This window comes from Aequitasia blattaphilus, from assembly GCF_024721305.1.
In the GTDB taxonomy this organism is placed as follows: domain Bacteria; phylum Bacillota; class Clostridia; order Lachnospirales; family Lachnospiraceae; genus Aequitasia; species Aequitasia blattaphila.
On record NZ_JAMXOD010000009.1, the window covers coordinates 18,182 to 41,287 of the forward strand.

Below are 23,106 nucleotides of genomic sequence, written 5' to 3' on the forward strand. Positions count from 1 at the left end.
AAAGAAGGAGTTAGTAATTAGAATATGCACTTAACTACAAGAGAACAGGAACGATTATTGTTGCATTATGCAGGTGAATTAGCAAAAGCAAGAAAGGATCGTGGTCTAAAGCTAAACTATCCTGAAGCAATTGCTTACATAACCTCCGAATTGCTTGAATTAGCAAGGGATGGAAAAACGGTTACCGAGCTTATGCAATTAGGTAGAAAAATACTAAAAGATGATGATGTGATGGATGGTGTTGCAGAAATGATTCATGAAATACAGCTCGAAGCGACTTTTCCAGATGGGACAAAGCTTGTTACCGTTCATTCTCCTATACAGGGAAATGAAAAAATTATCCCCGGTGAAATGATTTTTGATGAGGGTGAGCATGTTATTAATGAAGGGAAAACGACTGTCGAAATGTATGTTACAAACACCGCAGATAGGCCAATACAAGTGGGTTCACACTACCATTTTTTTGAAGTAAATAAACAGCTTAAGTTTGAACGCTCAAAAGCATATGCAATGAGATTAGACATACCATCTGGTACGGCTGTACGATTTGAACCAGGTGAAACAAAGCTTATACGATTGGTTCAAATTGGGGGGAATAGATGTGGACACGGTTTAAATGACCTAGTACAGGGCAGCTTTGATGATGATAATGTGAAAATAAAAGCACTCGAAAAAGCAATCAAGCTAGGATTTAAAGGAGATTAGAACAATGTTTAAATTAAGTAGAAAGCAGTATGCTGACATGTACGGTGCAACAGTTGGCGATAGAATCCGACTTGCTGACACATCATTAATCATAGAAGTTGAAAAAGATTTGACCGTAAAAGGTGATGAAGCTAAATTTGGTGGTGGTAAATCCCTTCGTGATGGAATGGGGCAATGTTCCACAATACCAGATGATAAATGCCCGGATACAGTTATCACGAATGCGGTAATTGTTGACTATACGGGTATTATTAAAGGGGATGTCGGGTTGAAAAAAGGGAAAATTTGCGGAATTGGAAAAGCAGGTAATCCCGATATAATGGATGGTGTATCCCCTGAATTAATTGTAGGTGCATCTACCGAAATAATTGCTGGTGAAGGTCTGCTATTAACTGCTGGCGGAATTGATACGCATATTCATTTTATAAGTCCAACACAAATTGAAACAGCATTGTACTCAGGTATCACGACAATGATAGGAGGAGGAACGGGACCTGCCGATGGAACAAATGCGACCACCTGTACTCCAGGTAAATTCAATTTGGAAAAGATGATAGAAGCGGCAGAGGCATATCCTATGAATCTTGGTTTTTTGGCCAAAGGAAACTGTGCAGATATAAATGCACTTGCCGAACAAGTTGAGGCAGGTGCGTGTGGGCTCAAAATTCATGAGGATTGGGGGTCAACTCCTTCGGTAATTAACAAAGCATTAGAAACCGCAGATAAATACGATGTTCAGGTATCCATTCATACGGATACCTTAAATGAAGCTGGATTTGTGGAAGATACTCTAAATGCAATTGACAACCGAACAATTCACACATACCATACAGAAGGTGCAGGTGGCGGTCATGCACCAGATATTATAAGAGCAGCAGCTTTTCCAAATATATTGCCCTCTTCCACAAATCCAACAATGCCATTTACAATCAACACAGTCGATGAACATTTAGATATGCTTATGGTATGCCATCATTTGGACAATCGTGTTAAGGAAGATGTAGCCTTTGCAGATTCAAGAATTCGTCCTGAAACGATAGCTGCGGAAGATATACTTCATGATATGGGTATTTTTTCGATGATGAGCAGCGATTCGCAAGCCATGGGTCGTGTGGGTGAGGTTATAACAAGAACGTGGCAAAGTGCTTCAAAGATGAAAACACAACGTGGAGTATTACTAGAGGACAATGAAAGAAACGATAATTTTCGAGTGAAACGCTATATCTCAAAATATACAATAAACCCTGCAATCACTCATGGCTTATCAAAATATATTGGATCAGTCGAACAGGGAAAGTATGCAGATTTGGTTTTATGGAAACCAGCCATGTTTGGTGTTAAGCCAGAAATGATAATAAAAGGTGGAATGATTACTGCTTCGAAAATGGGAGATGCAAATGCATCTATTCCGACTCCGCAACCAATAGTGTACACAAAAATGTTTGGAGCATATGGCCTTGCAAGAAAAAGAAGCTGTATAACATTTACATCAAAAATAGCACATGAGCAGGGCATAAAAGAACGGCTTGGACTTTCAAGAGTTGTGCTTCCTGTTGAAAATTGTCGTGACATTCGCAAGTCAGATATGAAATTTAATAATCGTTGCGGTGATATACAGGTGGATGCTGAAACATATAAGGTTACTGTAGATGGTGAGGAAATTATTTGTGAAGCGGCAACAGAATTACCACTTACTCAGAAATATTATCTGTTTTAAGAAAGGATATATAAATGATTATCGAGAAAATAATAGGCAGTATCGGTGATACGAATAAAAAAATAGATTATGTAAATGTCGAATGGTTTGAAAGAGATAAACGTCTTTTAAAAAAAGTATCAGAAGAAGGCGTTGAGATAGGACTTCGTTTACACAAGCCACTTAATGATGGTGATATTTTGTTTGAAGATGACGAAAAAATCATTGCAGTACAGCTTACTCCAACGGAATTAATCAAGATTAGGATTAATGACATTAAGGAAATGGGCAGAGCTTGTTTTGAAATTGGTAACCGCCATATTTCTCCAGCTATTGAAGCTGATTGCGTAAAGATACCTTTTGATGAACCGACTCTGGCATATTTAATAAAATTGGGATTTTCGGCAGAAAAAGTGATAGAGAAGTTTGTTGGATTTATTGAGTGTCAAGGGCATTCCCATCACCATGAATAATCAAAATATTTTAAAACTTGTGCAGACCCTTGACCCTCTATTTCCTATTGGCGGATACACGCTATCAAATGGAATGGAAACTTATGTTCAAAAGGGAATAGTGTATGACTATAAAACCCTCGCCGCATATCTTGATTCGTATTTGTATATGCTGTCCTTTAATGACCTTGCATTTGCTGCAAAAGCATATGAAGTTGAGGATATTGCTAAGTTGGATTTACTATGTTCTTCTTTAAAAGCACCGATTGAAATACGCCAAGGCAGTATCAAGCAATGTTCACGTTTTTTAAAATTGCATACCAAAATGAATTCATATCCAAGATTAATTCAATATCAAAATCAGATTAAAAATGGGGAATGTGAAGGACATTATGGGATTTCGATGGGACTGTTTATAAAGGAGCTTAATATTAATCTCCAAGAGGCTTTGGAGTTATATTGTTACAGTTTAATATCTACGGCTGTAAACCATGCTGTTAAAATGGTGCCTCTAAGGCAGCTTGACGGACAGATAGCCATTTATGAATTGATGGAGCATATCCCAAAAGCAGTCACAACTGCAATTAACACAAAAATGATGGATTTGGGTGCTTCAGGTTGTGGATTTGATATCCGGTCAATGCAACATGAAACATTATATACCAGGCTATATATTTCTTAATCAAATTTTGAACCAAGAAAGGAATGAATATAAATATGAGCTATATAAAAATTGGTGTCGGGGGGCCAGTAGGTTCAGGGAAAACGGCTTTGATCGAAAGATTGACCCGAAAAATATCAGATGAATATAGTATTTGTGTTGTAACAAATGACATATATACAAAAGAGGATGCGGAGTTCCTTATCAAAAATTCCAAACTGGATTCAGAAAGAATTGTAGGTGTGGAAACAGGAGGTTGTCCGCATACTGCTATACGAGAGGACTGCTCAATGAATCTGGAAGCCGTTGAAGAAATGGCAGCAAAGTTTCCAGATGTGCAGATTATCTTTATTGAAAGTGGTGGTGATAATCTAAGTGCAACCTTTTCACCAGATCTTGCGGATGCCTCTATTTATGTCATTGATGTGGCACAAGGCGAAAAAATCCCCAGAAAGGGTGGTCCAGGAGTTACACGTTCAGATTTGTTAGTGATTAACAAAACGGATCTTGCAACTATGGTTGGTGCAGATTTATCAATCATGGAAAGTGATTCAAAGAGAATGCGTGGCGAAAGACCATTCTTGTTTACAAACTTGATAAGTATGGATGGTGTAGATGAGGTAATTGAATGGATAAAAAAATCTGTTCTATTTGAGGGGTTATAATATGGGGAAATTGCGTATTGAAGCTCATGTACATAATGGAAGAACAGTTATCACAGATTGCTTTTTTACCGCTCCATTTAAGATTGTAAAACCGTATTATGACAAGAATCGAGCAGAAGTTATGATTATGCAAGCATCAGCAGGGATTTTAGAAGGCGATAAATACGAGGTGGAAATAGTTGTAAAATCAGGTGCTTCCTTGATGGTAACAGGGCAATCATATACAAAGCTGTTTAAGATGGATAGTGGCTATGCAACGCAAAATGTAAAAATCACAGTAGAGAGTGGAGCATCATTGTTTTACTTGCCTTGTCCAATTATTCCTTTTGGTGGAAGTAGTTTTGTAAGCGAAAATGAAATACATCTTCAAAAAGGTTCGGAATTTATTATGCAGGACATTTTGGCATGTGGCAGAAAAGGTATGGGTGAGGAATTTAAGTTTCGAAAATATCATTCACGAGTGGTTGTATATGAAAATGAAAGGCTGATTTTTGTAGACAATACCCGGTTGATACCCAAAGAATATGAATATCACAAAATGGGATATTTTGAAGGCTGTTCGCATCAAGGTGTGGCATATTTCTATGGACGAAAACAAATAAAATCCATTAATAAGAGCGAAAGCATTACGGCAGCAATCACAAATCTGCGAAAGGGTCAGATTTTGCGCATTCTTTCCGATAGTGGTGATCGAATAGTAAACTATATAAAAACATATGTAGAGGAGGAGAACGATGGGACATAAAATTATCACGGTAACCCGGCAATTTGGCAGTCTTGGTAGAAAAATTGCAAAATCAGTTGCGGACGAATTAGGATATGAATATTATGACCGTGACATAATAGAATATTCAATTAAGGAGATGCGTGGTGATATCGAAAAACTTGCTGCATTTGATCAAACACTGTCATCACCATTTGAAAGAATGATGTATCCATTGGGAAGAGGCAATGCAGCAATGAAAAAGGCTTTGTTTGAGATGGAAAAAAGCATAATGGTTGATCTTGCAACAAGAAATAATTGTGTTATTGTAGGACGTTGCTCGGATTTTGTGTTAAGACAATATGGAATACCTGAAGAGGATATGCTTAATGTATTTATATATTCACCAATCGATAAACGACTTTTGAATTGTAAAGATGAATTAGATATAGATAATCCAGGTAAGGCGTATACATATCTAACCAAGGTAGACAAAGCACGTGAGGATTTCTACAAGCATTACACAAAACATAAATTCACATCAACGAGATTTCGCCATCTAATGATTGATAGTTCCATAGCAGACTTTGATAAGGTAGCTAAGTCTATAAGTGATACAGCGAGGATTAAGTTTGGAATTTGCTAATTAGTAAATGTAAAAATAATGAGGAGGAAATTATTATGGGATGTTTTATAGCTCCAGCTGCTGAGGCGGTTGTAACGACAATTGTAAAGAAAAGATTAGACTTCAAAGAGGTAGGAGAAGATGGTGAAATAAAGATAGAGTGCAAATCGAAAAACATGTTTTTAAGAAGGCTTAATTGGCTTAATACAATGCTTTGGGGTGGTAGTGCTTTATTAGCCTTTGAACATGTTTGGCATGGGGAGGTAGTTCCATGGTTTCCATTTTTGACAGCGATATCAAATCCAACAGACACGGCACAAATGCTTGCCGAAATGTCAACGGTAGGCGTATCTATGTCGGTGTTTGTAACTGCCGTATGGGCAGGAGTTGTTCTTGTCACCAATTCTATTGAAAAAGCACCTATGAGTAATATACGTGTGGCCGAAGGAGGTGCTAGAAAATGACATTATTAATCACGGTTTTTGCATCGATTATATCTACAATTCTTTGGTATATAAATTCAGAAAGAAATGATCTGAGGCTTGGTACACTTTCTCTTATGTATTGGGGTGCAGCACTTATGTGGTTTGTTGATGCAATATTTGAATATGTGGAAATGGGAGAAGAATTCTTCACACCACCATCATCAGATATGCTCAATGATGGGTATCTTGGACTATCGGTGGTGGCATTAGGACTTATGATTTGGTTGGTGATAGTAATCACAAAGTCAAGCATTTTGAAACAATCCTTAAATAAGTGAAACATTAGCCCAGGCTTTCTCTAGGGTTTTTGAGAAGAGTTTTATTCAATTAAAATTCTTCTCTTTTTTTTAGAGAAGATGCTATAATAGAAAACAAAATGTGTCAGGGAGGAAAAGATGTTTCAAAGCAATGATTTACGAAAAAAACTACAAGAAATCAACAGAAGAAGTTATCCAGCTTATAAAGGAGTAAAAGGAAGTTATCGATTTGATGGATTCTTATTAAATATAGAGCATGTACAAGGAGACCCCTTTGCAGCCCCCTCAAGTTTAAGTATAACCGTAGCACACCAAGTAAATAAAATCCCAGAAGAATACTATGGAAAAGGATTTGAGAAAGCTACACTGTCAGATTATCTCCTTCGTCGATTCAAAAAAGAAATTGGGAAGTTTTCTTATCAAGCCAAGGGATCCGGAAAAAGTGGTTTGATTAGCATTAGTGGCTGCGGACAAGAGGTATTACAACGATCTGCCTGTGAAGTCAGAGAAAAAGATATTATCCTTCGGTTTCAGGTTGGATTTCCGGCAAGAGGCAGAACCATTGACTCAACGGAATTGATCAAAATACTCTTTGACTATTTGCCTGTTTGCGTGGATAAAAGTTTGTATTACAGAAATCTTCCCCAAAATGAACTTCAGGAAACGATTCAGTTAGCGAGAGATCAGCAAGTGGTTCGAGAAGAACTTAAAAAGAGAGGGCTGGTGGCCTTTATTGCAAATAACTCAATCCTGCCAAGAGAAAGTGGAATTTCCAATAAACCAATGAAAGGCGGGATTCCTTTTGTTACCCCAGATTCTATGAAGGTGGTTATGGATTTGCCCTATAAAGGTGAGATTATCGGAATGGGCATCAAAAAAGGAATCACAGTCATTGCCGGGGGAGGATATCACGGTAAATCTACGATTTTGAAAGCAATTGAAAGAGGAGTTTACAATCATATAAAAGGGGATGGAAGAGAGTTTGTTATAACAGATGATACTGCCTTGAAGGTGCGGGCAGAAGACGGACGTAAGATTACGGATGTGGATATTTCCCTCTTTATTAATCATCTTCCAAATGAAAAGGATACCAAAAGCTTCTCAACTTTGGATGCCAGTGGAAGTACTTCTCAGGCCGCGAATATTGTAGAAGGCATTGAGGCTGGAAGTAAGCTTCTGCTTATTGACGAAGATACATCGGCTACGAACTTAATGGTCCGGGACGAATTGATGCAAAAGGTGGTGGCAAAGGACAAAGAGCCTATTACACCTTTCTTAGAAAGAGCGAAAGGCTTATATAAAGAGGAAGATATTTCCACGATTTTAGTGGTAGGAAGCAGCGGAAGCTTTTTCCAGATAGCCGATAAAATCATTCAAATGGACACATACAAAGCATACGATATTACGGAACGTGCAAAGGCGGCTGCAAGTGAATTCAAGAAGGATACCCTGGAGGAATCTTATATTTCTCGGACAGAAAAGAAAAGGTACAAGGATTTTCAGGGAAGTACGCAAAAAAGAAAAAGCTATCGCGGAGATAAAGTAGTAGAGTCCAGACTGAAAATCAAACAGTGGGATGACTTCTCGTTCAGCCTTGGGAATGAAAAAATCGATTTGAGATATGTGGAACAGATTGTAGACAAAGAACAAACCCAGACGTTAGCCTATGTGTTAAGGTACATCAAAGAAAATAGCAATCAGAAAGAACAGGATTTAAAGAAACGTATACAAGAAGTTATAGGAGAACTAAACGAAAAAGGATTTTCAATGTTCTTTCAAAATGATAATGTATCATCAGGACTTGCATATGTAAGGGAGCAGGAAGTGTTTGCATGTATAAATCGTTACTAAAGAAAAGTGTTTGTATACTCTATTTTCTTCTCTTAATTGTGGTGAGTCAACTCACCTTTTTTTACAAGGTGCCCATTGGGAAAATCGTGAAAATAGAAGAAAATGAGTACGTACAAAAATTGGAGATTCGAATCTTAAACACCAAAGACAAGGGTACAAAGATACAATTGGATAATAAGTACACCTTTGAACGAGTGGACAGTATTAAATATCGTAAAGGGAATCAGGTTATTCTATCGGTTGGAAAGGATGGAAATATTGAAGATGCAATATTAAGAGGACCAAGAAGGGATGGCTATGTTTTGATATTGCTTGGAATTCTTTTGTTTCTGCTGATTGCTTTGGCCGGAAAAAAAGGAGTTTTATCGATTTTGTCACTGAGTATCAACACAGGAATTTTCCTGGGATGCTTAAAGTTTTTCGAAAATAGCGACACCATTTATATTGCAACAATAGCTTTGATTTTTGTGTTTACAGTCGTTACTTTGTTACTGGTTAATGGATTGAACAGACAATCTTTGGCAGGAATCGTTTCGACAATTTTAACAGTCAGTATTACGCTATTGATTTTTCAATTTGCAAGAACAGTTGGAACAAAAATTGATTATGCCGCTCTTGATTACCTGACGGGTGATATGGATTATGAGAGCCTGTTTTTCGCCAGTATAGGGATTGCTGGACTGGGAGCGATTATGGATGTGGCAGTATCTATTGCTGCTACATTAAATGAACTGATTGAAAAAGACCGGAATATCTCATATCAGAGTCTTTTTCAATCGGGAAGAGCAGTGGGCATGATATTATGGGAACGATGACGAATGTTCTGTTGTTTACCTACGTTAGTGGTTTGATTCCCCTTACTCTGATTAAAATGAAAAATGATGTAGGACTTTTTACAATTATTCGCTTGCAGTCTTATTCTTGGCAATCGGCGGGGAAAGAGGTGCCATTTCCTTAATAGCCCTAGCGGGAAATATCATTACATTTCTGATTAGTATATATGTTATGGCATGGGGAATAAATCCCGTTCTAATTACACTGATTGCCGGAGTCATTATTAATAGTATTACCTTATATTACCAAAATAAAAAGAACGACAAGACAAAAGCAGCCTTTCTTTCAGTTGTAATCACAACAGTGGTGTTGCTTTTTGTTATGCTGCCGATTTTTCTTCAAATGCATTTAAATGGACTGGACGAAATTGAGCTTTCAGGAGACCTTTCAATCTATTATTCTTTTGCAATAAAGATTAATATGGAGCTGGTATTTTTATGTGTTGTATTGATTTGTTTTTTGGGTGCCATAATGGATACTGCTATGGCAGTTGCCAGTGGAATGTACGAGATTAAAGCAAACAATCCAGAGATCTCAGAAATAGAATTATTTCATTCAGGAATAACAATCGGAAAAGATATTATAAACACGACAATGAACACTCTGTTTTTTGCCTATTGTGGAGAAGCATTATTTATGTTCCTGTATTTTAGGAAATATCAGTATAAAATGATGACCATTATGAATTCCAAGGCATTACTTTTAAATCTTGCAGCTATCGTTACCAGTGGAATTGGATGCATTGCCATTATTCCACTTTGTGCGAAAATATGTGCAAAATTAATAAAAAGTACTGGAAAATAACAGACAAATATAGTATTATAATAAATACTTCAAAAGATTTAAAATCAATTCTTTAAGAAAGCCTTGTTCTAAGGCTTTAATTACCCAATGAAGGCACATTGATAACTGAAAAAAGCAACAAGGTTTCCGATACCTTGCGTAGTAAGTGACTATAAAATCGGATGTGTAAATAAAAATGAATAACTAATAGAAAAAATAATTTTACAATTAAATATGATTATGATATATTGTAGTAAATATGAATGCAAAAAGAGTAGAAAGGAGGATAATGATTTGAAAACGAAGCACATAATTGCTACTGTAATTACGATTGTAATAGTATCTGCACTGTCCATAGGGAGTGGGGTATTAGCGGCACCATCCAATGCATGGTATAACGAGGGAAATACGTGGTGGTATTATAATGGGGCAGGAGAAAATGTAATCGATGATTGGGTATGGTATGGCAGTCAATGGTACTATTTAGGAGCAGATGGAATCATGGCAGATAATACATTTGTCGAAGAGGGCGGAAAAACATATTTTATACAGCCTGGCGGTGCAATGAAACGAGGGTGGCTGGATCGAAGTAATGGAGATTGGAATTTCTTCAATGACTCCGGAGATCTGGCCAAAAATCAATGGGTACTTTCTTCAGGACGCTGGTATTATATGGATAAATCCGGATACATGGTTCGGGATAAATTTTTGACCGTTGATACAGAGTACTACATAAACAATGATGGAGTAATGCTTACAGGCTGGATTAATTGTGGTAATGGTGACTGGAAACATTTTGGCTCGGATGGGCGTATCACAAAAGATCAATGGGTAGGGAACTACTACCTGGGCTATGACGGATGGATGTGGCGAGACGTATGGATTGGCGATTGGTATGTGGATGATTCGGGAAAATGGATACCAGATGCCAAGAAGGATGTGATAGAAGACGATGCCGCAAAGTGGGAATTCAGAGACTTTTACATGTATTATTCTGTGAAACGTACCGATGAATGGGAAAGGATTCAAAGGGCTGATTATTATAAAAACGATCGCGAATTTTATGATGCAATTGTAAACAAAACCTTGGATAAATGGTATCCTGGTTGTTATGATTGGGGAATGCTGAGAACAGATTTGTAGTTCGTAAAATAGAAAGGACTTGAGTGAATGAATCACTTGAGTCTTTTTTTATATGTATTTGAAAGGAGGAAAAAATGAATTGTAAGACATTCGCAAAAACAAACTGTTTCCTGGGAATAATTGTAGTGATACTATCCATTTCTTTCGCTGGAATGAGGATGGTAAAAGCAGCAGATCAAACTTATCCGCCAGGAATGTTTGAAAGATGGAGAAATAAAGTGCTTCCAGGAGTTAATGATGGAATGTCTGCCAGTAGTGATGCCATCGAGCATATCACGCTGACGGAAAGTGACCGTACAAAGTTTAGCATTGATCCCCGGCATTATCATGGCTTTGGAGCGGACAGAGCAGAAAGCTTTTTTGTGACAGGTAATGCAGGGACTATAGAAGTTCGATACACTGGAGTAATGGAGTCACTGGATAATCGTCAAATTGGGCTCAAGCTTACAGTAACCAATTTTACTCTTACAGAGCCAAGTAAGGGTGGGATTGAGGAGCCCATTCCCTATCTGTCATTTTCGGAAAATATTAGAGAGGGACACTCATCACAAGGAATTAGTTCTTTTGATATTCACGCAGAGTTTTTTTATGAAGATACGGGAGAGAAATTTCAGGGAAAAGGAATGTATTTTTTCTATGGTTCCTTAAATCTTGGAGAAGGTGTTATTTTCAAATCCAATAACCTTGTTCATACGAAAAGACTCACCAATACCAATGTACAAAATTCTGATCTGGGGTGGGAAGGCAAGAATGATGAATTTAAGGATTACTTAGAAGAAGATACCTTTAATTATAATTCAATTGTGGCGGAAACGAATACTCCGGAGTTGTTGTACACAGTGTATACAAGATCCTTGAAATATACACAAGGACCAGGGCTGCTTGAACCAGGGACGGAAGTTCCCGACCCTGATTTAGTCAAAGAATGGTCTGGATATAATTCGGATTTATGGTGTGCGATTAGTTTTTCACCAATGGCAGCGACTGCGCCAATACCGGAAAAGGATTTGAAAGTCTCAGGAAGTGACTGGGTGAAAGATTACGATGGAGTAAAAATCGGGGATACAGTTTTATATCGAGTCAAACAAAAAGTGCAGATACTTGGTTATAGCGGAGCATATAAGTATACATCCTTTTCTTTTTCAGACACGCTTCCCAAAGAAGTGGATTATATAGAAGCATCTATTTGTAAAAATGGAAATGATATTGGCTTAGAGCATTATACCATTGACTATGATAAAAATAACCATAGTGTAACTGGGGTAATTCGCTCAGAATATTTAGCGGATGGTATGGAATATAAGGGTGAGACTTATCAACTTGTGATAAAAACAGAGGTTAATAAAAAGGCCTTTGATACTGGAAAAGCATTTTCGAACAAAGGTACCACAACAATAAACGGTGATACAGCAGAGACAAACGGAACAACAACAAAACCGATTGCACCTGTGCTTTCGATTGAAAAGACTGTAAATGGAAAGAAATATGAAGAATATAAAGTGGGAGAGAAAATACCATATCGACTTGTTATAAAGAATACAGTGGCAGGTTCCCTTGGAAAAGAGGTGATTGTGAAGGATTATTCTCTTCCAGAAGATTTGAAAATCGATGCTTCCAGTGTCAAGGTCTCTGGAATCAAAGATGCAAAAGCAAAGGTGGTTCATAATAAGTTGACTGTTAGTGTAAGTGAATTGGCAGATGAAGTCATGATTGTATCCTTTAATGGGATTGGAAATAAGACCTTAAATGGAAAGGAAATAATCAATACGGCAAGTGCTGCCGCAAAAAATGTTTCAAAGGAAGTACAAGATAACAGTAAAGTTTATATCAATTCCCCGGAAATTTCCCTTACAAAGGAGGTAAAGAAATATGAATATCAAGTAGGTGAAGAAGTGGAATATACCATAAAAGGGCGGCAGACGATACCAGGTGGAACGGGGAGAGACATTGTGATTATGGACGAAAGTCTGCCGAAAGATATGATAATCAATCCGAAATCTGTAAAAGTAACTGGACAGGCAAAGGTGGTTCTAAATGGACAGGTGATTGACAATGAGCCCTCTATCAAAGTGAAAGATAATAAAATCTCCGTTCAATGGAAATATTTGCAAAATGAAGTTGTTAGCATAACATTTACAGTGAAAGTACCTGCTGAAAAGAACGGAATGGAAATCATTAATACAGGGAAAATGTCTGCATCAAATGTTGAGAAAAACAATATGGAAGCAAAGGCAAAGATTTGGGTTAATTCTCCTCAGTTAACCTTAAATAAAAGAGCAGATCGTGAATCGAAAAAATATAAAGTGGGTGATTTGGTGACTTATACCGTTGATTTATCAAATAAGCAGGCTGGAACGATTGCACGAAATGTTGTTTTTAAGGATGAGATTAAAACAAAAGGTGTTAAGCTTCAAAAAAACAGTATTGTGTTTACCGATTCGGGAGGAAAAGTGATTCAACCAGCCAGTCTTGAAATTATTGGGAATTCTTTTACAGCAGTGTTAGAAAGAGACTGTGTAAATACAGACAACTATATCCTTTGTGACAATGGTAAAGAAACGAGGCAAGAGAAGCAAAATCCAAAGAATCAAAAAACGGAAAACTTAATCACGTTGGAATATCAGGCTGCGATAGTAGAGGAAGCATTAGTGGGAAAGTCCGTTGAAAATGTTGCTGTGGTATCTGGGGATAACACACCAGAAGAAAAGGCTGATGAAGTAATTATTGTTCCAAAAGATGATACCTATCCAGGACTGTCGATTCGGAAAACGGCAGATAAGGCATGGTACAATGTAGGGGATCGCTTCTATTATCAATTAGATGTGACAAACAAAATACCGGGAACGGAAGCAAAAGACGTAATCATTGAAGATACTTTCCAAACAGAGGGGGCAGATGTTGAAAAAGAAAGTCTGAGGATTACTTTCAACGGAGAAGTTTTTGAACCAAAGGAAGTGATTTTTCATGAAGATAAAAAGAAAATTCAAATCAGAACCGGTAAGAATCTGTCTGGGGAGGATCAAATTCGGGTTTGCTACCAAGGAACATTTAATGAGCGGGCATTATTACAAGAGAAAGGAGTTCTTAACTGTGGAGCGGTCAGCGCCAAAAACATTCCACCTGTTACCGATGATAATACCGTTGAAATTATGCAAAAATCAGGGATTCTTAACGTTCGGAAAAAGGCAGATAAAGAGGCGTATTACGTAGGAGAAACTGGAAAGTACAGTATTGTTGTAACGAATCCTCAAAAGGATTCGGTTGTGAATAAGGTTGTAATCGAAGACCGAATGAAGACCAAAGGAATGATAAGTCATATGGATTCGATTAAAATGAAATTGAACGGTAAAGAAGTTGAAATAGGAAAAGATAAGCTCCAGGTTCAGAAGGGGAAATCTTTTCAATTGATGACAGGATTAGATATTACGGACAAAGATACCCTGGTCATAACATATGATGTTACTTATACAGAAGCATCAGCTGTGGGACAGGCTGAAAACAGGGTGACGGTTCGTGGTGATAAGATTCCCCCTTTTACAGATGAAGAAATTGTGGATTTGGTTCCCCCAGAGTTAACCCTAGAAAAAACCGCTGATAAGAAAGAGTATTCGTTGGGTGATGTGGCAGAGTATTCATTACGGGTAACAAACAAGTTTAAAGAGGCGACAGCCCTGGACGTCATCATTTATGATAAGCTTATTACGAAAGGAGCAAGAGTGATTGCCGATTCCTTTCATCTTTTCTATCAGAATGAGGAGGTAACAATAACAGATCAAATGCTCTTGTTAAGAGAAGACGGCTTCGAAATTAGAACGGGTATTAATCTAAAAGAAAATGAGGAGATAAAGCTAAAATATAAAGTGAAGTTCACCGAGATAATGAAAGAAGAATGTGCTGAAAATAAAGCATCAGCTCAAGGTGATAATACATTGCAGACGGAAACAGAGCTGAAAGTTCCCGTTGCAATCACCAAACCTCTATTCAGTCCGAAGAAAGAAATTTCCACAGGAGTACGCACGGGAGATGGCAGCAGTGTAGTGTTATACGCACTGATGATTTTTTTGGCGCTGTTGGCAGGAGTGATATGGTATCGAAAAAGATAATGTGCAAGAAAGAAAGGAGTGTGATATGATATATTTGTTGTAGATTTTTAGTTAGGAGAGAAAATGGAAAGTATTTATTTGGGAATTAGTGTAGTATTTCCGTTATTAGTATATATGGTAATCGGATTTACAGTACGAAAAATAGGGTGGGTAAGCCGTCAAGCACTAGCAGAAATTAATAAAGTTGTTTTTCGGATATTAATGTTTATTTTAGTGTTTTTAAATGCATATACGGCAGACATGGAAAAAGTATTTCAAAAGGAGAGCATGAAATTAATTGCTCTAGCAGTTATTTCGTTGCTGGTTGTTTTTGCAATTGCATGGATTATAACAGGAAAAACAGTAGAAGACAAAAAGAGACGAAGTGTGATTTTTCAAGGAATCTACAGAAGCAATCTGATTCTATTTGGTCTTCCAGTTAGTATAGCAGTGTATGGAGAGGGCGGAGTTAGTGTTATCAGTATATTGATTGTTATACTGATTCCCATCTATAATATAGTAGCTGCATTCGTGCTAAATGGAGCCAAAAGGGGCCAAGGAGGAATACTGAATTGTGTGGGGGCAAGCTTAACGAATCCAATGGTTTTAGGCGCTGTAGGCGGGATTCTTTTTAATGCATTACAGATTCATGTTCCAGAAATTATATATACACCCTTGTCGGCTCTTTCAAAGACGGCAACACCTCTTGCATTTATTATTCTTGGAGGAAGCTTGATGTTTTCCAAAATGAAAGCGGACTTGAAGCCCATTCTGATGGTTTCAGTGATTCGATTGTTACTCATTCCTGCCTGTGTCATAAGTATTGGACTATTTATGGGGATTCGCGGAGAAGGCATTGTAGGTTTGCTCTGTGCATTTGCATCCCCTATCTCGGTTTCTTCCTATACCATGGCGAAAGACTTAGACGTTGCGTCGGATTTGGCAGCAGAGCTAGTGGCAGTTACCACAGTTGCTTCAATTATTACCATGTTCTTATGGATTTCAAGTTTGAATTATTTCCATATTATATAAATAAAAACTCCGGAAAAATCCGGAGTTTTATTTATGAAATTCTTTGATTAAATACGTGCTACACCACTGTCTTTTGCAGCTTGAGCTACCGCCTGAGCTACTGCTTTTGCTACATCCTTATTTAATGCACTGGGAATAATATATTCCCTACTTAGCTCTTCATCGGATACAAAGCCTGCAATTGCTTTAGCAGCCGCAATCTTCATTTCGTCGTTAATATCTGTTGCACGAACGTCTAAGGCACCGCGAAAAATTCCAGGGAAAGCCAAGACATTATTAATCTGATTTGGGAAGTCACTTCTTCCGGTACCAACAACTGCAGCGCCGGCTTCCAGAGCAAGATTGGGCATAATTTCAGGTGTTGGGTTTGCCATTGGGAAAAGAATAGGATTTGAAGCCATAGAAGCAACCATTTCCTTTGTAACAGAGCCAGGAGCAGAAACACCAATAAATACATCAGCGCCTTTTATAACCTCGGCAAGGGTACCTTTTTCCATTTTGCGGTTTGTAATCTTTGCCATTTCTTCCTTTTCAGGATTCAAATTGTCTCTTCCTTCATAGATTGCACCGGTTCGATCCGTCATAATTACATTTTCCAGACCCATGCTAATCAGAAGCTTAATAATTGCAATTCCAGCAGCACCGGCACCACTTGTAACCACTTTGATTTTGTGGATATCCTTACCAGTGAGCTTTAAAGCATTAATCATAGCTGATAACGTAACAACAGCCGTTCCGTGTTGGTCATCATGAAAAATAGGAATATCACATTCTTTTTTGAGACGGGATTCAATTTCAAAACATCTTGGAGCTGAAATATCCTCTAAGTTTACTCCGCCAAAGCTTCCGGCAAGAAGCTTTACTGTATTTACTATATCATCAACATTTTTGGAACGAATACATAATGGAAAGGCGTCTACATCTGCAAAGGCCTTAAATAAAGCACATTTCCCCTCCATGACAGGCATCCCTGCCTCAGGCCCAATATCTCCCAGACCAAGTACTGCAGTTCCATCTGTAACAACAGCGACAAGGTTGCCTCTTCGTGTTAGGTCATAGCTTAAGTTTACATCTTTTTCAATAGCAAGACAAGGCTCAGCTACTCCTGGGGTGTAAGCGATAGAGAGGTCATCTTTTGTTTCCAAAGGAACGTTGGTTACGACCTCGATTTTGCCTTTCCACTGAGCGTGTTTCGTCATTGCTTCTTTACTGTAATCCATTTGTATGTTCTCCTTTCGGTGTGCGTGTTTTTTATTCCACCTGTCATTTTAGCACATATAGCGTTGAAGTCAATGCATGGTTTTATGATTGTTTAATAATTTTTCAGAGATATTTTCTTGTGAATGGAAGAGGAAAGACATAGTATTAAGTATAGAACACATTGATATAGAAGAAAGGGGATAAAAATTCATGGATAAAAAGGGGTTTATTGGAGAATTTAAGGAGTTTATTTCCAGAGGAAATGTAATAGATTTGGCAGTAGGTGTTATCATTGGAGGGGCTTTTTAAAAAATTGTCACCTCTCTTGTAGAAGATGTGATTATGCCGATTGTCACCTTAGTTACCGGAGGAGCGAATTTTCAGGACTGGCAGCTAAAGGTTGGAGGAGCCACCATAAGCTATGGAAATTTTCTGTCAGAGGTTATAAATTTTATCTTAATGGCTCTTGTCATTTTTATTATGATTAAGTTAATTAATAGGTTCAATAATTTAAAGAAGAATCCAGCGCCGGAAGTAAAGAAGGATACAAAAGTCTGTCCCTACTGTCTGTCGACAATTCCATTAAAAGCTGTAAAGTGTCCAGAGTGTACAGCAGATTTACCACAAACAGAATAAAGAATATAAGAAGGTCATTATTGCAGAAATGCGGTAGTGACCTTTATTTAGTTAGGAAACTAAATAATGTTAAAAAAGTGTGAACTTTTACAAATCCCCCTTGATTTTAAATAGATATCTGTTAAAATCAACAAGTAATTTAGTTAGAAAACTAACTAATTGGAGGTGAAAAGGTGGTTGAGTGTCAAGAAGAAAAAACGTTTGTGCTGTTAAAGAAATTGTTTCATATGACAGGATATTTATCAATGCAGAAAATGAGCCGTGTTGGAATTAAGCAAGGGCAGGCATGGGTGCTTTTTGCTCTTCATAGATTTGGAGAGCTGTCTCAGAAGGAACTTGCTCAAAAAGTGCATATTACTCCTCCTTCCATGACAGTTGCAGTTAAAAAGATGGAAGAAATGGGATTGGTCAAGAAAGAAATTGACGAAAAGGACAAACGGATTATACGAATCTGTATTACAGAGCAAGGTGAGAAGGTTGTAAAGAGGAGTATGTGTATAACCGACGAAATCGATCAGATATTGCTGGAAGATATGACAGAAGAAGAGAAGCAAGAATTTCATGCCTTGTTGCATCGAGCAATGAGAAGTGTGGAAAAGAATTCGAATATGAAAGAGCATAACCATATGTTTTTCTCGCACCATGGCGAGACAATATAATATGTAGAGAGGAAAAAAATGGGAAAACTAGTTAAATTTTTAAAGCCATATATGGCAACGGTTGCAGCGATATTTGCAATTTTAATTCTGCAGGTATATTGTGATTTATCCCTGCCAACTTATACTTCCGACATTGTGAATGTGGGAATTCAACAAAAAGGTATCAGTGAAAAGGTACCTTATCATATTACAAATGAGGATTTGCAGTCCTTATTAATGCTGTCTAAGAAAGAGGATCAAGAGTTTATACAGAAATCCTATGAAGAGGGGAATAAAGAGGGAATCTTAGAACTTAAGGAATCAGTAAAGGATAGCGAAAAAGATTTATCAAAATTGGAGAAGTCATTAAAAGGACCAATGTTTCTCGTTTTGGCTCTCCAGGAACAAGGCACGAATCAGCAAGGCGGGCAGCAAATGGCACCTGGACAAAATCAAGAGGTTCCAAGTGTAGATGAATTGCAGAAGCAATACGACATTCCAGATACAATGCTGGAACAGTCATCAGCAGCTTATATTGAGAAGGCCTATATAAACGCAGATGTAAATATGGATAAGGTTCAGACCTCATACATCTTAAATACTGGTGGAAAGATGCTTTTGCTTGCACTTCTTGGAATGCTTGCCAGTGTTTCAGTTGGCTTCTTAGCTGCAAGAACAGGCGCAGGAGTTGGCCGGACAATCAGGAAGGGTGTCTTCACAAAGGTAGTTGGATTTTCCAATGGAGAGTTTGACAAATTTTCAACGGCATCTCTTATCACGAGAAGCACCAATGACATTCAGCAGATACAAATGATTTTGACGATTATGCTGCGTCTGGTTTTATACGCTCCCATTATGGCCATAGGTGGAGTATGGAAAGTCTTCCAAACCAATGTAAATATGTCATGGATTTTAGCAGTAGCAGTAGGTCTTGTGTTAGCAGTTGTATTCGTGCTTTTTTTGGTAGTAATGCCGAAATTCAAAATTGTACAGAAGCAATTAGACAGGATTAACCTTGTGAGTAGAGAAATTCTTACAGGGATTCCAGTAATCAGGGCTTTCACAACACAAAGACATGAAGAAGAGCGCTTTGATGATGCAAATAAGGCATTTACCAAAACAAATCTTTTTGTAAATAGAGCAATGACTTTTATGATGCCGGCGATGATGTTGATTATGAACTGTATTACAGTCTTAATCGTTTGGGTAGGAGCCAGCGGAATAGATAGCGGAAACATGCAGGTAGGCGATATGATGGCATTTATCCAATATACGATGCAGATTATTATGTCCTTCCTTATGATTTCTATGATATCTGTAATGCTTCCAAGAGCAGCAGTATCCGCAGAGCGTGTGGATGAGGTGTTAAGAAGTGAAACCTTAATAAAAGACCCTGAAAGGGTGAAAACCATTTCGGAAAAAGGGAATGGCAAGGTAGAGTTTAAAAATGTATCTTTCCGATATCCAGGAGCAGAAGAGGATGTACTAAGCCAATTAAGCTTTACGGCAAATCCTGGTGAGACCACAGCAATTATTGGAAGCACTGGCAGTGGAAAATCCACGATGGTTCATTTAATCCCAAGATTCTATGATGTAACAGAGGGTTCTGTTACGGTGGACGGAGTGGACATTCGTGACATAGCGCAGCATGACTTAAGGGAACGAATTGGATTTATACCGCAAAAGGGTGTGTTGTTTTCAGGAGATATTCGTTCCAATATTCTGTATAGTAATGAAGATGCAGGTGATGACGTAATGAAGGATGCGGCACGAGTTGCCCAGGCCAGTGAGTTTATAGAGGAGAAGGAAGAGGGCTATGATAGTCCGATTTCCCAAGGAGGAACCAACGTTTCTGGTGGTCAGAAGCAAAGGATTTCTATCGCAAGAGCGATTGCAAAAAATCCGGAAATTTATATTTTTGATGATAGCTTTTCAGCACTTGACTATCAAACGGATGTAACACTTCGAAAAGAGCTGAAGAAAAAGACCGCAGATAGTACCGTTCTGATTGTAGCCCAGAGAATCAGTACGATTCTCCATGCAGAGAAAATATTAGTTCTTGATGAAGGGAAAATTGTGGGGCAAGGAACCCATAAAGAACTTTTGAAAAGCTGTGAAGAATACTATCAGATTGCATCTTCACAATTATCAGAAGAAGAACTAAACAGAGATATACAGGAGGTGGGCTAAATGGCAGAAAAGAGACAAAGAATTGGTAGAAGAGGGGGCGGTCCACAAGGAATGATGCCCGGAGAAAAGCCAAAGAACTTCAAGTCGACCATGAAAAAGTTAATGAATTATATGGGAAGATATAAAGTCGGCTTACTGTTGGTTCTTATTTTTGCAATTGGTGGTACCATATTCAATATAGTAGGACCTAAGATACTTGGAAAAGCAACGACAGAAATATTCAATGGATTGGTTTCAAAAGTACAAGGTGGAGATGGAATTGATTTCACCAAAATCGGACAAATTCTTTTATCCTTGCTTATTCTGTATTTAGTCAGTGCATGTCTGACTTTTATGCAAGGTTATATTATGACTGGAATTTCCCAGAAACTAACCTACAGAATGCGAAAAGAAATTTCGGAGAAGATTAATCGTCTTCCAATGAATTATTTTGATCGTATGACCCATGGAGAGATTCTATCAAGAATCACAAATGATGTGGATACCTTGAGCCAAAGCTTGAATCAAAGTGCTACTCAAATTATTACGTCAATTACAACCATTATTGGTGTTCTGGTTATGATGCTGAGTATTAGTCCGCTTATGACGTTGATAGCGTTGTTGATTTTACCGGTTTCTATGGGAATTATATCGGTAATCATCAAGAAGTCACAAGGGTATTTCAAGAGCCAGCAGGAATATTTGGGAAACGCAAATGGCCAGGTAGAAGAGGTATATGGCGGACACGTTATTGTAAAGGCATTTAACAAAGAAGAGGATGTGATTTCAACCTTCAGTGAGACGAATGAAAAGCTTTATCAATCAGCATGGAAATCTCAGTTCTTATCCGGTATTATGATGCCAATCATGCAGTTTGTATCCAATCTGGGTTACGTGGCAGTAGTTGTTTTAGGAGGATATCTAACCTTGAAGAGCAAAATTGAGGTTGGTGATATTCAGTCCTTCATTCAATACGTAAGAAGCTTCACACAGCCAATTCAGCAGGTGGCTCAGGTGGCAAACATGCTTCAATCAACAGCGGCAGCATCGGAGCGCGTATTTGAATTTCTTGAAGAGGAAGAGGAAAGTCCTACATCAGAAAAGGCGGTTAAGCTTTCTGAGATGGATTTGGACAGTAGTGTTGAATTTAAACATGTCAAATTTGGTTATTTAAAGGACCAGATTATTATAAAAGATTTTTCTGCTAAGATTTTACCGGGACAAACCATTGCTATTGTTGGGGCTACTGGAGCAGGAAAGACCACGATGATTAAGCTGTTGATGCGCTTTTATGATATTAATGCAGGTTCTATAAAGGTCGATGGTGTGGATATCAGAGATATGGATCGAGATGAGCTGCGGGAACAGTTTGGCATGGTTTTACAGGATACATGGCTTTTCAAGGGTACTATTGAAGAGAATATAAAGTATGGAAAATTGGATGCAACTCATGAAGAGGTAGTGGCGGCAGCAAAAGCAGCTCATGCCCATCGATTTATTCAGACATTACCAGGGGGTTATGATATGGAGCTGAATGAAGAGGCCTCCAATGTATCCCAGGGACAGAAACAGCTGTTGACTATTGCAAGAGCAATTCTTAAAAATCCAAAGATGCTGATTTTGGATGAAGCAACCAGTTCTGTTGATACAAGAACTGAAATCCGAATCCAAAAAGCAATGAACAACCTGATGAAAGGAAGAACCAGCTTTGTAATTGCACACAGGCTCTCAACAATAAGAGATGCAGATCTTATTTTAGTCATGAAAGATGGAGACGTAGTAGAGCAAGGCAAGCATGATGAATTAATCAAAGAAGAAGGATTGTATGCACAGCTTTATAATTCGCAATTTGAGCAAAGTGCTTAAGAAGGAGAGAGTATGGACAGGCTAAAAAAGCAATTTGATTTTATACTGGAGATTGATAAAGAAAAACAGATTGTAAGGCAAAACTATCTGGCAGATGGCAGTCGGAAAGAAAATGACTCTGAGCATGCATGGCATATGGCAATCATGGCCTTATTACTTCATAAATATTCAACAGATGCAGTTGATGTAGGAAGAGTAATTGCGATGCTTTTAATCCATGATTTGGTGGAAATTGATGCAGGTGATACATATGCTTATGATGAAGAAGGTCAAAGTGGGAAACAGGCAAAAGAAGAGGCAGCAGCAAAGCGCATCTTTGGAATACTTCCAGAGGACCAGGCAGAAGATTTTATGGACTTGTGGCAGGAGTTTGAGAATGGAATTACCGCAAATGCCAGATTTGCAAATGCATTAGACAGTCTTCAACCTATGATGCTAAATGGGGCAGCCGGTGGCAAATCATGGGTGGAGCATGGTGTGAAATTGAGTCAAATTTTAAAACGAAATGATGTGACTGCGCAAGCTGCACCAGAGCTTTGGGAGTTTTGCTTTAAGGAGTTTGTAAAGCCGAACTTAGAAGCCGGTAAGATTGTGAATGAGTAATAAAATAAAAGGATGTCCTG

Annotated in this window: 20 protein-coding genes and 2 pseudogenes; 21 read left to right on the forward strand and 1 reads right to left on the reverse strand. The window is 38.0% G+C overall.

Going from position 1 to position 23,106, the window contains the following annotated elements:
- The first annotated feature begins 24 nt into the window (after nucleotides 1-24).
- The 16 genes and pseudogenes from ureA to NHH15_RS07605 all read left to right on the forward strand — a co-directional run bounded on the left by ureA (nucleotide 25) and on the right by NHH15_RS07605 (nucleotide 15,974).
- Nucleotides 25-705 carry an urease subunit gamma gene (gene ureA / locus NHH15_RS07535; protein WP_262066042.1) on the forward strand — a complete coding sequence of 227 codons (681 nt, stop codon included), beginning with the start codon at nucleotides 25-27 and terminating at the stop codon, nucleotides 703-705.
- A 4-nt stretch (nucleotides 706-709) separates the two neighbouring features.
- Entirely contained in the window at nucleotides 710-2,422 is a 1,713-nt protein-coding gene (gene ureC, locus NHH15_RS07540; protein WP_262066043.1) for an urease subunit alpha, read from the forward strand.
- Nucleotides 2,423-2,436: 14 nt separating this feature from the next.
- On the forward strand, nucleotides 2,437-2,874 hold the full coding sequence (locus NHH15_RS07545) for an urease accessory protein UreE (protein ID WP_262066044.1): 438 nt from the start codon (nucleotides 2,437-2,439) through the stop codon (nucleotides 2,872-2,874).
- Nucleotides 2,867-3,535: an urease accessory protein UreF gene (locus tag NHH15_RS07550; RefSeq protein WP_262066045.1), complete on the forward strand. Its 669-nt coding sequence runs from the start codon at nucleotides 2,867-2,869 to the stop codon at nucleotides 3,533-3,535. Before NHH15_RS07545 ends, NHH15_RS07550 begins: the two co-directional genes overlap by 8 nt.
- A gap of 35 nt (nucleotides 3,536-3,570) precedes the next feature.
- On the forward strand, nucleotides 3,571-4,179 hold the full coding sequence (gene ureG, locus NHH15_RS07555) for an urease accessory protein UreG (protein ID WP_262066046.1): 609 nt from the start codon (nucleotides 3,571-3,573) through the stop codon (nucleotides 4,177-4,179).
- 1 nt (nucleotide 4,180) lies between these two features.
- Nucleotides 4,181-4,924, forward strand: a complete 744-nt coding sequence (locus NHH15_RS07560; protein WP_262066047.1) for an urease accessory protein UreD — start codon at nucleotides 4,181-4,183, stop codon at nucleotides 4,922-4,924.
- Nucleotides 4,914-5,528 (forward strand): cytidylate kinase-like family protein, encoded by a 615-nt coding sequence (locus NHH15_RS07565; RefSeq protein WP_262066048.1) that lies wholly within the window; start codon nucleotides 4,914-4,916, stop codon nucleotides 5,526-5,528. The genes NHH15_RS07560 and NHH15_RS07565 overlap by 11 nt, the downstream gene beginning before the upstream one ends.
- A 35-nt stretch (nucleotides 5,529-5,563) precedes the next feature.
- The gene (locus NHH15_RS07570; RefSeq protein WP_262066049.1) at nucleotides 5,564-5,971 is read left to right on the forward strand and encodes a hypothetical protein; all 408 of its coding nucleotides are present in this window, start codon (nucleotides 5,564-5,566) and stop codon (nucleotides 5,969-5,971) included.
- Nucleotides 5,968-6,270, forward strand: coding sequence for a hypothetical protein (locus NHH15_RS07575; RefSeq protein WP_262066050.1), 303 nt, complete (start codon nucleotides 5,968-5,970; stop codon nucleotides 6,268-6,270). Before NHH15_RS07570 ends, NHH15_RS07575 begins: the two co-directional genes overlap by 4 nt.
- 117 nt (nucleotides 6,271-6,387) lie before the next feature.
- A complete protein-coding gene (locus NHH15_RS07580; protein WP_262066051.1) occupies nucleotides 6,388-8,100 on the forward strand; it encodes an ABC-ATPase domain-containing protein in 1,713 nt (570 codons plus the stop codon).
- Nucleotides 8,082-8,915, forward strand: a complete 834-nt coding sequence (locus NHH15_RS07585; RefSeq protein WP_262066052.1) for a YibE/F family protein — start codon at nucleotides 8,082-8,084, stop codon at nucleotides 8,913-8,915. Before NHH15_RS07580 ends, NHH15_RS07585 begins: the two co-directional genes overlap by 19 nt.
- Nucleotides 8,903-9,058 (forward strand): YibE/F family protein, encoded by a 156-nt coding sequence (locus NHH15_RS15860; protein WP_416386576.1) that lies wholly within the window; start codon nucleotides 8,903-8,905, stop codon nucleotides 9,056-9,058. The genes NHH15_RS07585 and NHH15_RS15860 overlap by 13 nt, the downstream gene beginning before the upstream one ends.
- Nucleotides 9,019-9,738 (forward strand): annotated as a pseudogene (locus NHH15_RS07590) (YibE/F family protein); the annotation flags it as partial. The gene NHH15_RS15860 and the pseudogene NHH15_RS07590, both read left to right, overlap by 40 nt.
- Before the next feature lie 273 nt (nucleotides 9,739-10,011).
- Nucleotides 10,012-10,860, forward strand: coding sequence for a PspC-like choline-binding domain-containing protein (locus tag NHH15_RS07595; protein ID WP_262066053.1), 849 nt, complete (start codon nucleotides 10,012-10,014; stop codon nucleotides 10,858-10,860).
- Nucleotides 10,861-10,934: 74 nt separating this feature from the next.
- The gene (locus tag NHH15_RS07600; RefSeq protein ID WP_262066054.1) at nucleotides 10,935-14,963 is read left to right on the forward strand and encodes an isopeptide-forming domain-containing fimbrial protein; all 4,029 of its coding nucleotides are present in this window, start codon (nucleotides 10,935-10,937) and stop codon (nucleotides 14,961-14,963) included.
- A 63-nt stretch (nucleotides 14,964-15,026) separates the two neighbouring features.
- On the forward strand, nucleotides 15,027-15,974 hold the full coding sequence (locus NHH15_RS07605; RefSeq protein ID WP_262066055.1) for an AEC family transporter: 948 nt from the start codon (nucleotides 15,027-15,029) through the stop codon (nucleotides 15,972-15,974).
- Nucleotides 15,975-16,021: 47 nt separating this feature from the next.
- Here the strand turns inward: NHH15_RS07605 and NHH15_RS07610 are convergent, their stop codons facing one another.
- Complete coding sequence (locus tag NHH15_RS07610; protein WP_262066056.1) at nucleotides 16,022-17,194, reverse strand: NAD(P)-dependent malic enzyme; 1,173 nt, start codon at nucleotides 17,192-17,194, stop codon at nucleotides 16,022-16,024.
- 190 nt (nucleotides 17,195-17,384) lie between these two features.
- On the opposite strand from NHH15_RS07610, the pseudogene mscL reads away from it, so the two are divergent.
- The 5 genes and pseudogenes from mscL (at nucleotide 17,385) to NHH15_RS07635 (ending at nucleotide 23,086) form a co-directional block, all read left to right on the forward strand.
- Nucleotides 17,385-17,810: pseudogene (gene mscL, locus NHH15_RS07615) on the forward strand (large conductance mechanosensitive channel protein MscL).
- 173 nt (nucleotides 17,811-17,983) lie between these two features.
- The gene (locus tag NHH15_RS07620) at nucleotides 17,984-18,469 is read left to right on the forward strand and encodes a MarR family winged helix-turn-helix transcriptional regulator (protein ID WP_262066057.1); all 486 of its coding nucleotides are present in this window, start codon (nucleotides 17,984-17,986) and stop codon (nucleotides 18,467-18,469) included.
- 18 nt (nucleotides 18,470-18,487) lie between these two features.
- Nucleotides 18,488-20,638, forward strand: a complete 2,151-nt coding sequence (locus NHH15_RS07625) for an ABC transporter ATP-binding protein (protein ID WP_262066058.1) — start codon at nucleotides 18,488-18,490, stop codon at nucleotides 20,636-20,638.
- Nucleotides 20,639-22,483, forward strand: a complete 1,845-nt coding sequence (locus tag NHH15_RS07630; RefSeq protein WP_262066059.1) for an ABC transporter ATP-binding protein — start codon at nucleotides 20,639-20,641, stop codon at nucleotides 22,481-22,483.
- Between the two features lie 12 nt (nucleotides 22,484-22,495).
- Entirely contained in the window at nucleotides 22,496-23,086 is a 591-nt protein-coding gene (locus NHH15_RS07635) for an HD domain-containing protein (protein ID WP_262066060.1), read from the forward strand.
- Nucleotides 23,087-23,106 lie beyond the last annotated feature (20 nt).

What these genes read in the sequence shown, in the direction of transcription:
- ureG (WP_262066046.1), top strand. Translation starts at nt 3,571, where the DNA reads ATGAGCTATATAAAAATTGGTGTCGGGGGGCCAGTAGGTTCAGGGAAA.
- NHH15_RS07575 (WP_262066050.1), top strand. Translation starts at nt 5,968, where the DNA reads ATGACATTATTAATCACGGTTTTTGCATCGATTATATCTACAATTCTT.
- NHH15_RS07570 (WP_262066049.1), top strand. Translation starts at nt 5,564, where the DNA reads ATGGGATGTTTTATAGCTCCAGCTGCTGAGGCGGTTGTAACGACAATT.
- NHH15_RS07545 (WP_262066044.1), top strand. Translation starts at nt 2,437, where the DNA reads ATGATTATCGAGAAAATAATAGGCAGTATCGGTGATACGAATAAAAAA.
- NHH15_RS07630 (WP_262066059.1), top strand. Translation starts at nt 20,639, where the DNA reads ATGGCAGAAAAGAGACAAAGAATTGGTAGAAGAGGGGGCGGTCCACAA.
- NHH15_RS07585 (WP_262066052.1), top strand. Translation starts at nt 8,082, where the DNA reads ATGTATAAATCGTTACTAAAGAAAAGTGTTTGTATACTCTATTTTCTT.
- NHH15_RS07605 (WP_262066055.1), top strand. Translation starts at nt 15,027, where the DNA reads ATGGAAAGTATTTATTTGGGAATTAGTGTAGTATTTCCGTTATTAGTA.
- NHH15_RS15860 (WP_416386576.1), top strand. Translation starts at nt 8,903, where the DNA reads ATGGGAACGATGACGAATGTTCTGTTGTTTACCTACGTTAGTGGTTTG.
- NHH15_RS07565 (WP_262066048.1), top strand. Translation starts at nt 4,914, where the DNA reads ATGGGACATAAAATTATCACGGTAACCCGGCAATTTGGCAGTCTTGGT.
- NHH15_RS07550 (WP_262066045.1), top strand. Translation starts at nt 2,867, where the DNA reads ATGAATAATCAAAATATTTTAAAACTTGTGCAGACCCTTGACCCTCTA.
- NHH15_RS07625 (WP_262066058.1), top strand. Translation starts at nt 18,488, where the DNA reads ATGGGAAAACTAGTTAAATTTTTAAAGCCATATATGGCAACGGTTGCA.
- NHH15_RS07580 (WP_262066051.1), top strand. Translation starts at nt 6,388, where the DNA reads ATGTTTCAAAGCAATGATTTACGAAAAAAACTACAAGAAATCAACAGA.
- NHH15_RS07635 (WP_262066060.1), top strand. Translation starts at nt 22,496, where the DNA reads ATGGACAGGCTAAAAAAGCAATTTGATTTTATACTGGAGATTGATAAA.
- NHH15_RS07610 (WP_262066056.1), bottom strand. Translation starts at nt 17,194, where the DNA reads ATGGATTACAGTAAAGAAGCAATGACGAAACACGCTCAGTGGAAAGGC.
- NHH15_RS07600 (WP_262066054.1), top strand. Translation starts at nt 10,935, where the DNA reads ATGAATTGTAAGACATTCGCAAAAACAAACTGTTTCCTGGGAATAATT.
- ureA (WP_262066042.1), top strand. Translation starts at nt 25, where the DNA reads ATGCACTTAACTACAAGAGAACAGGAACGATTATTGTTGCATTATGCA.
- ureC (WP_262066043.1), top strand. Translation starts at nt 710, where the DNA reads ATGTTTAAATTAAGTAGAAAGCAGTATGCTGACATGTACGGTGCAACA.
- NHH15_RS07560 (WP_262066047.1), top strand. Translation starts at nt 4,181, where the DNA reads ATGGGGAAATTGCGTATTGAAGCTCATGTACATAATGGAAGAACAGTT.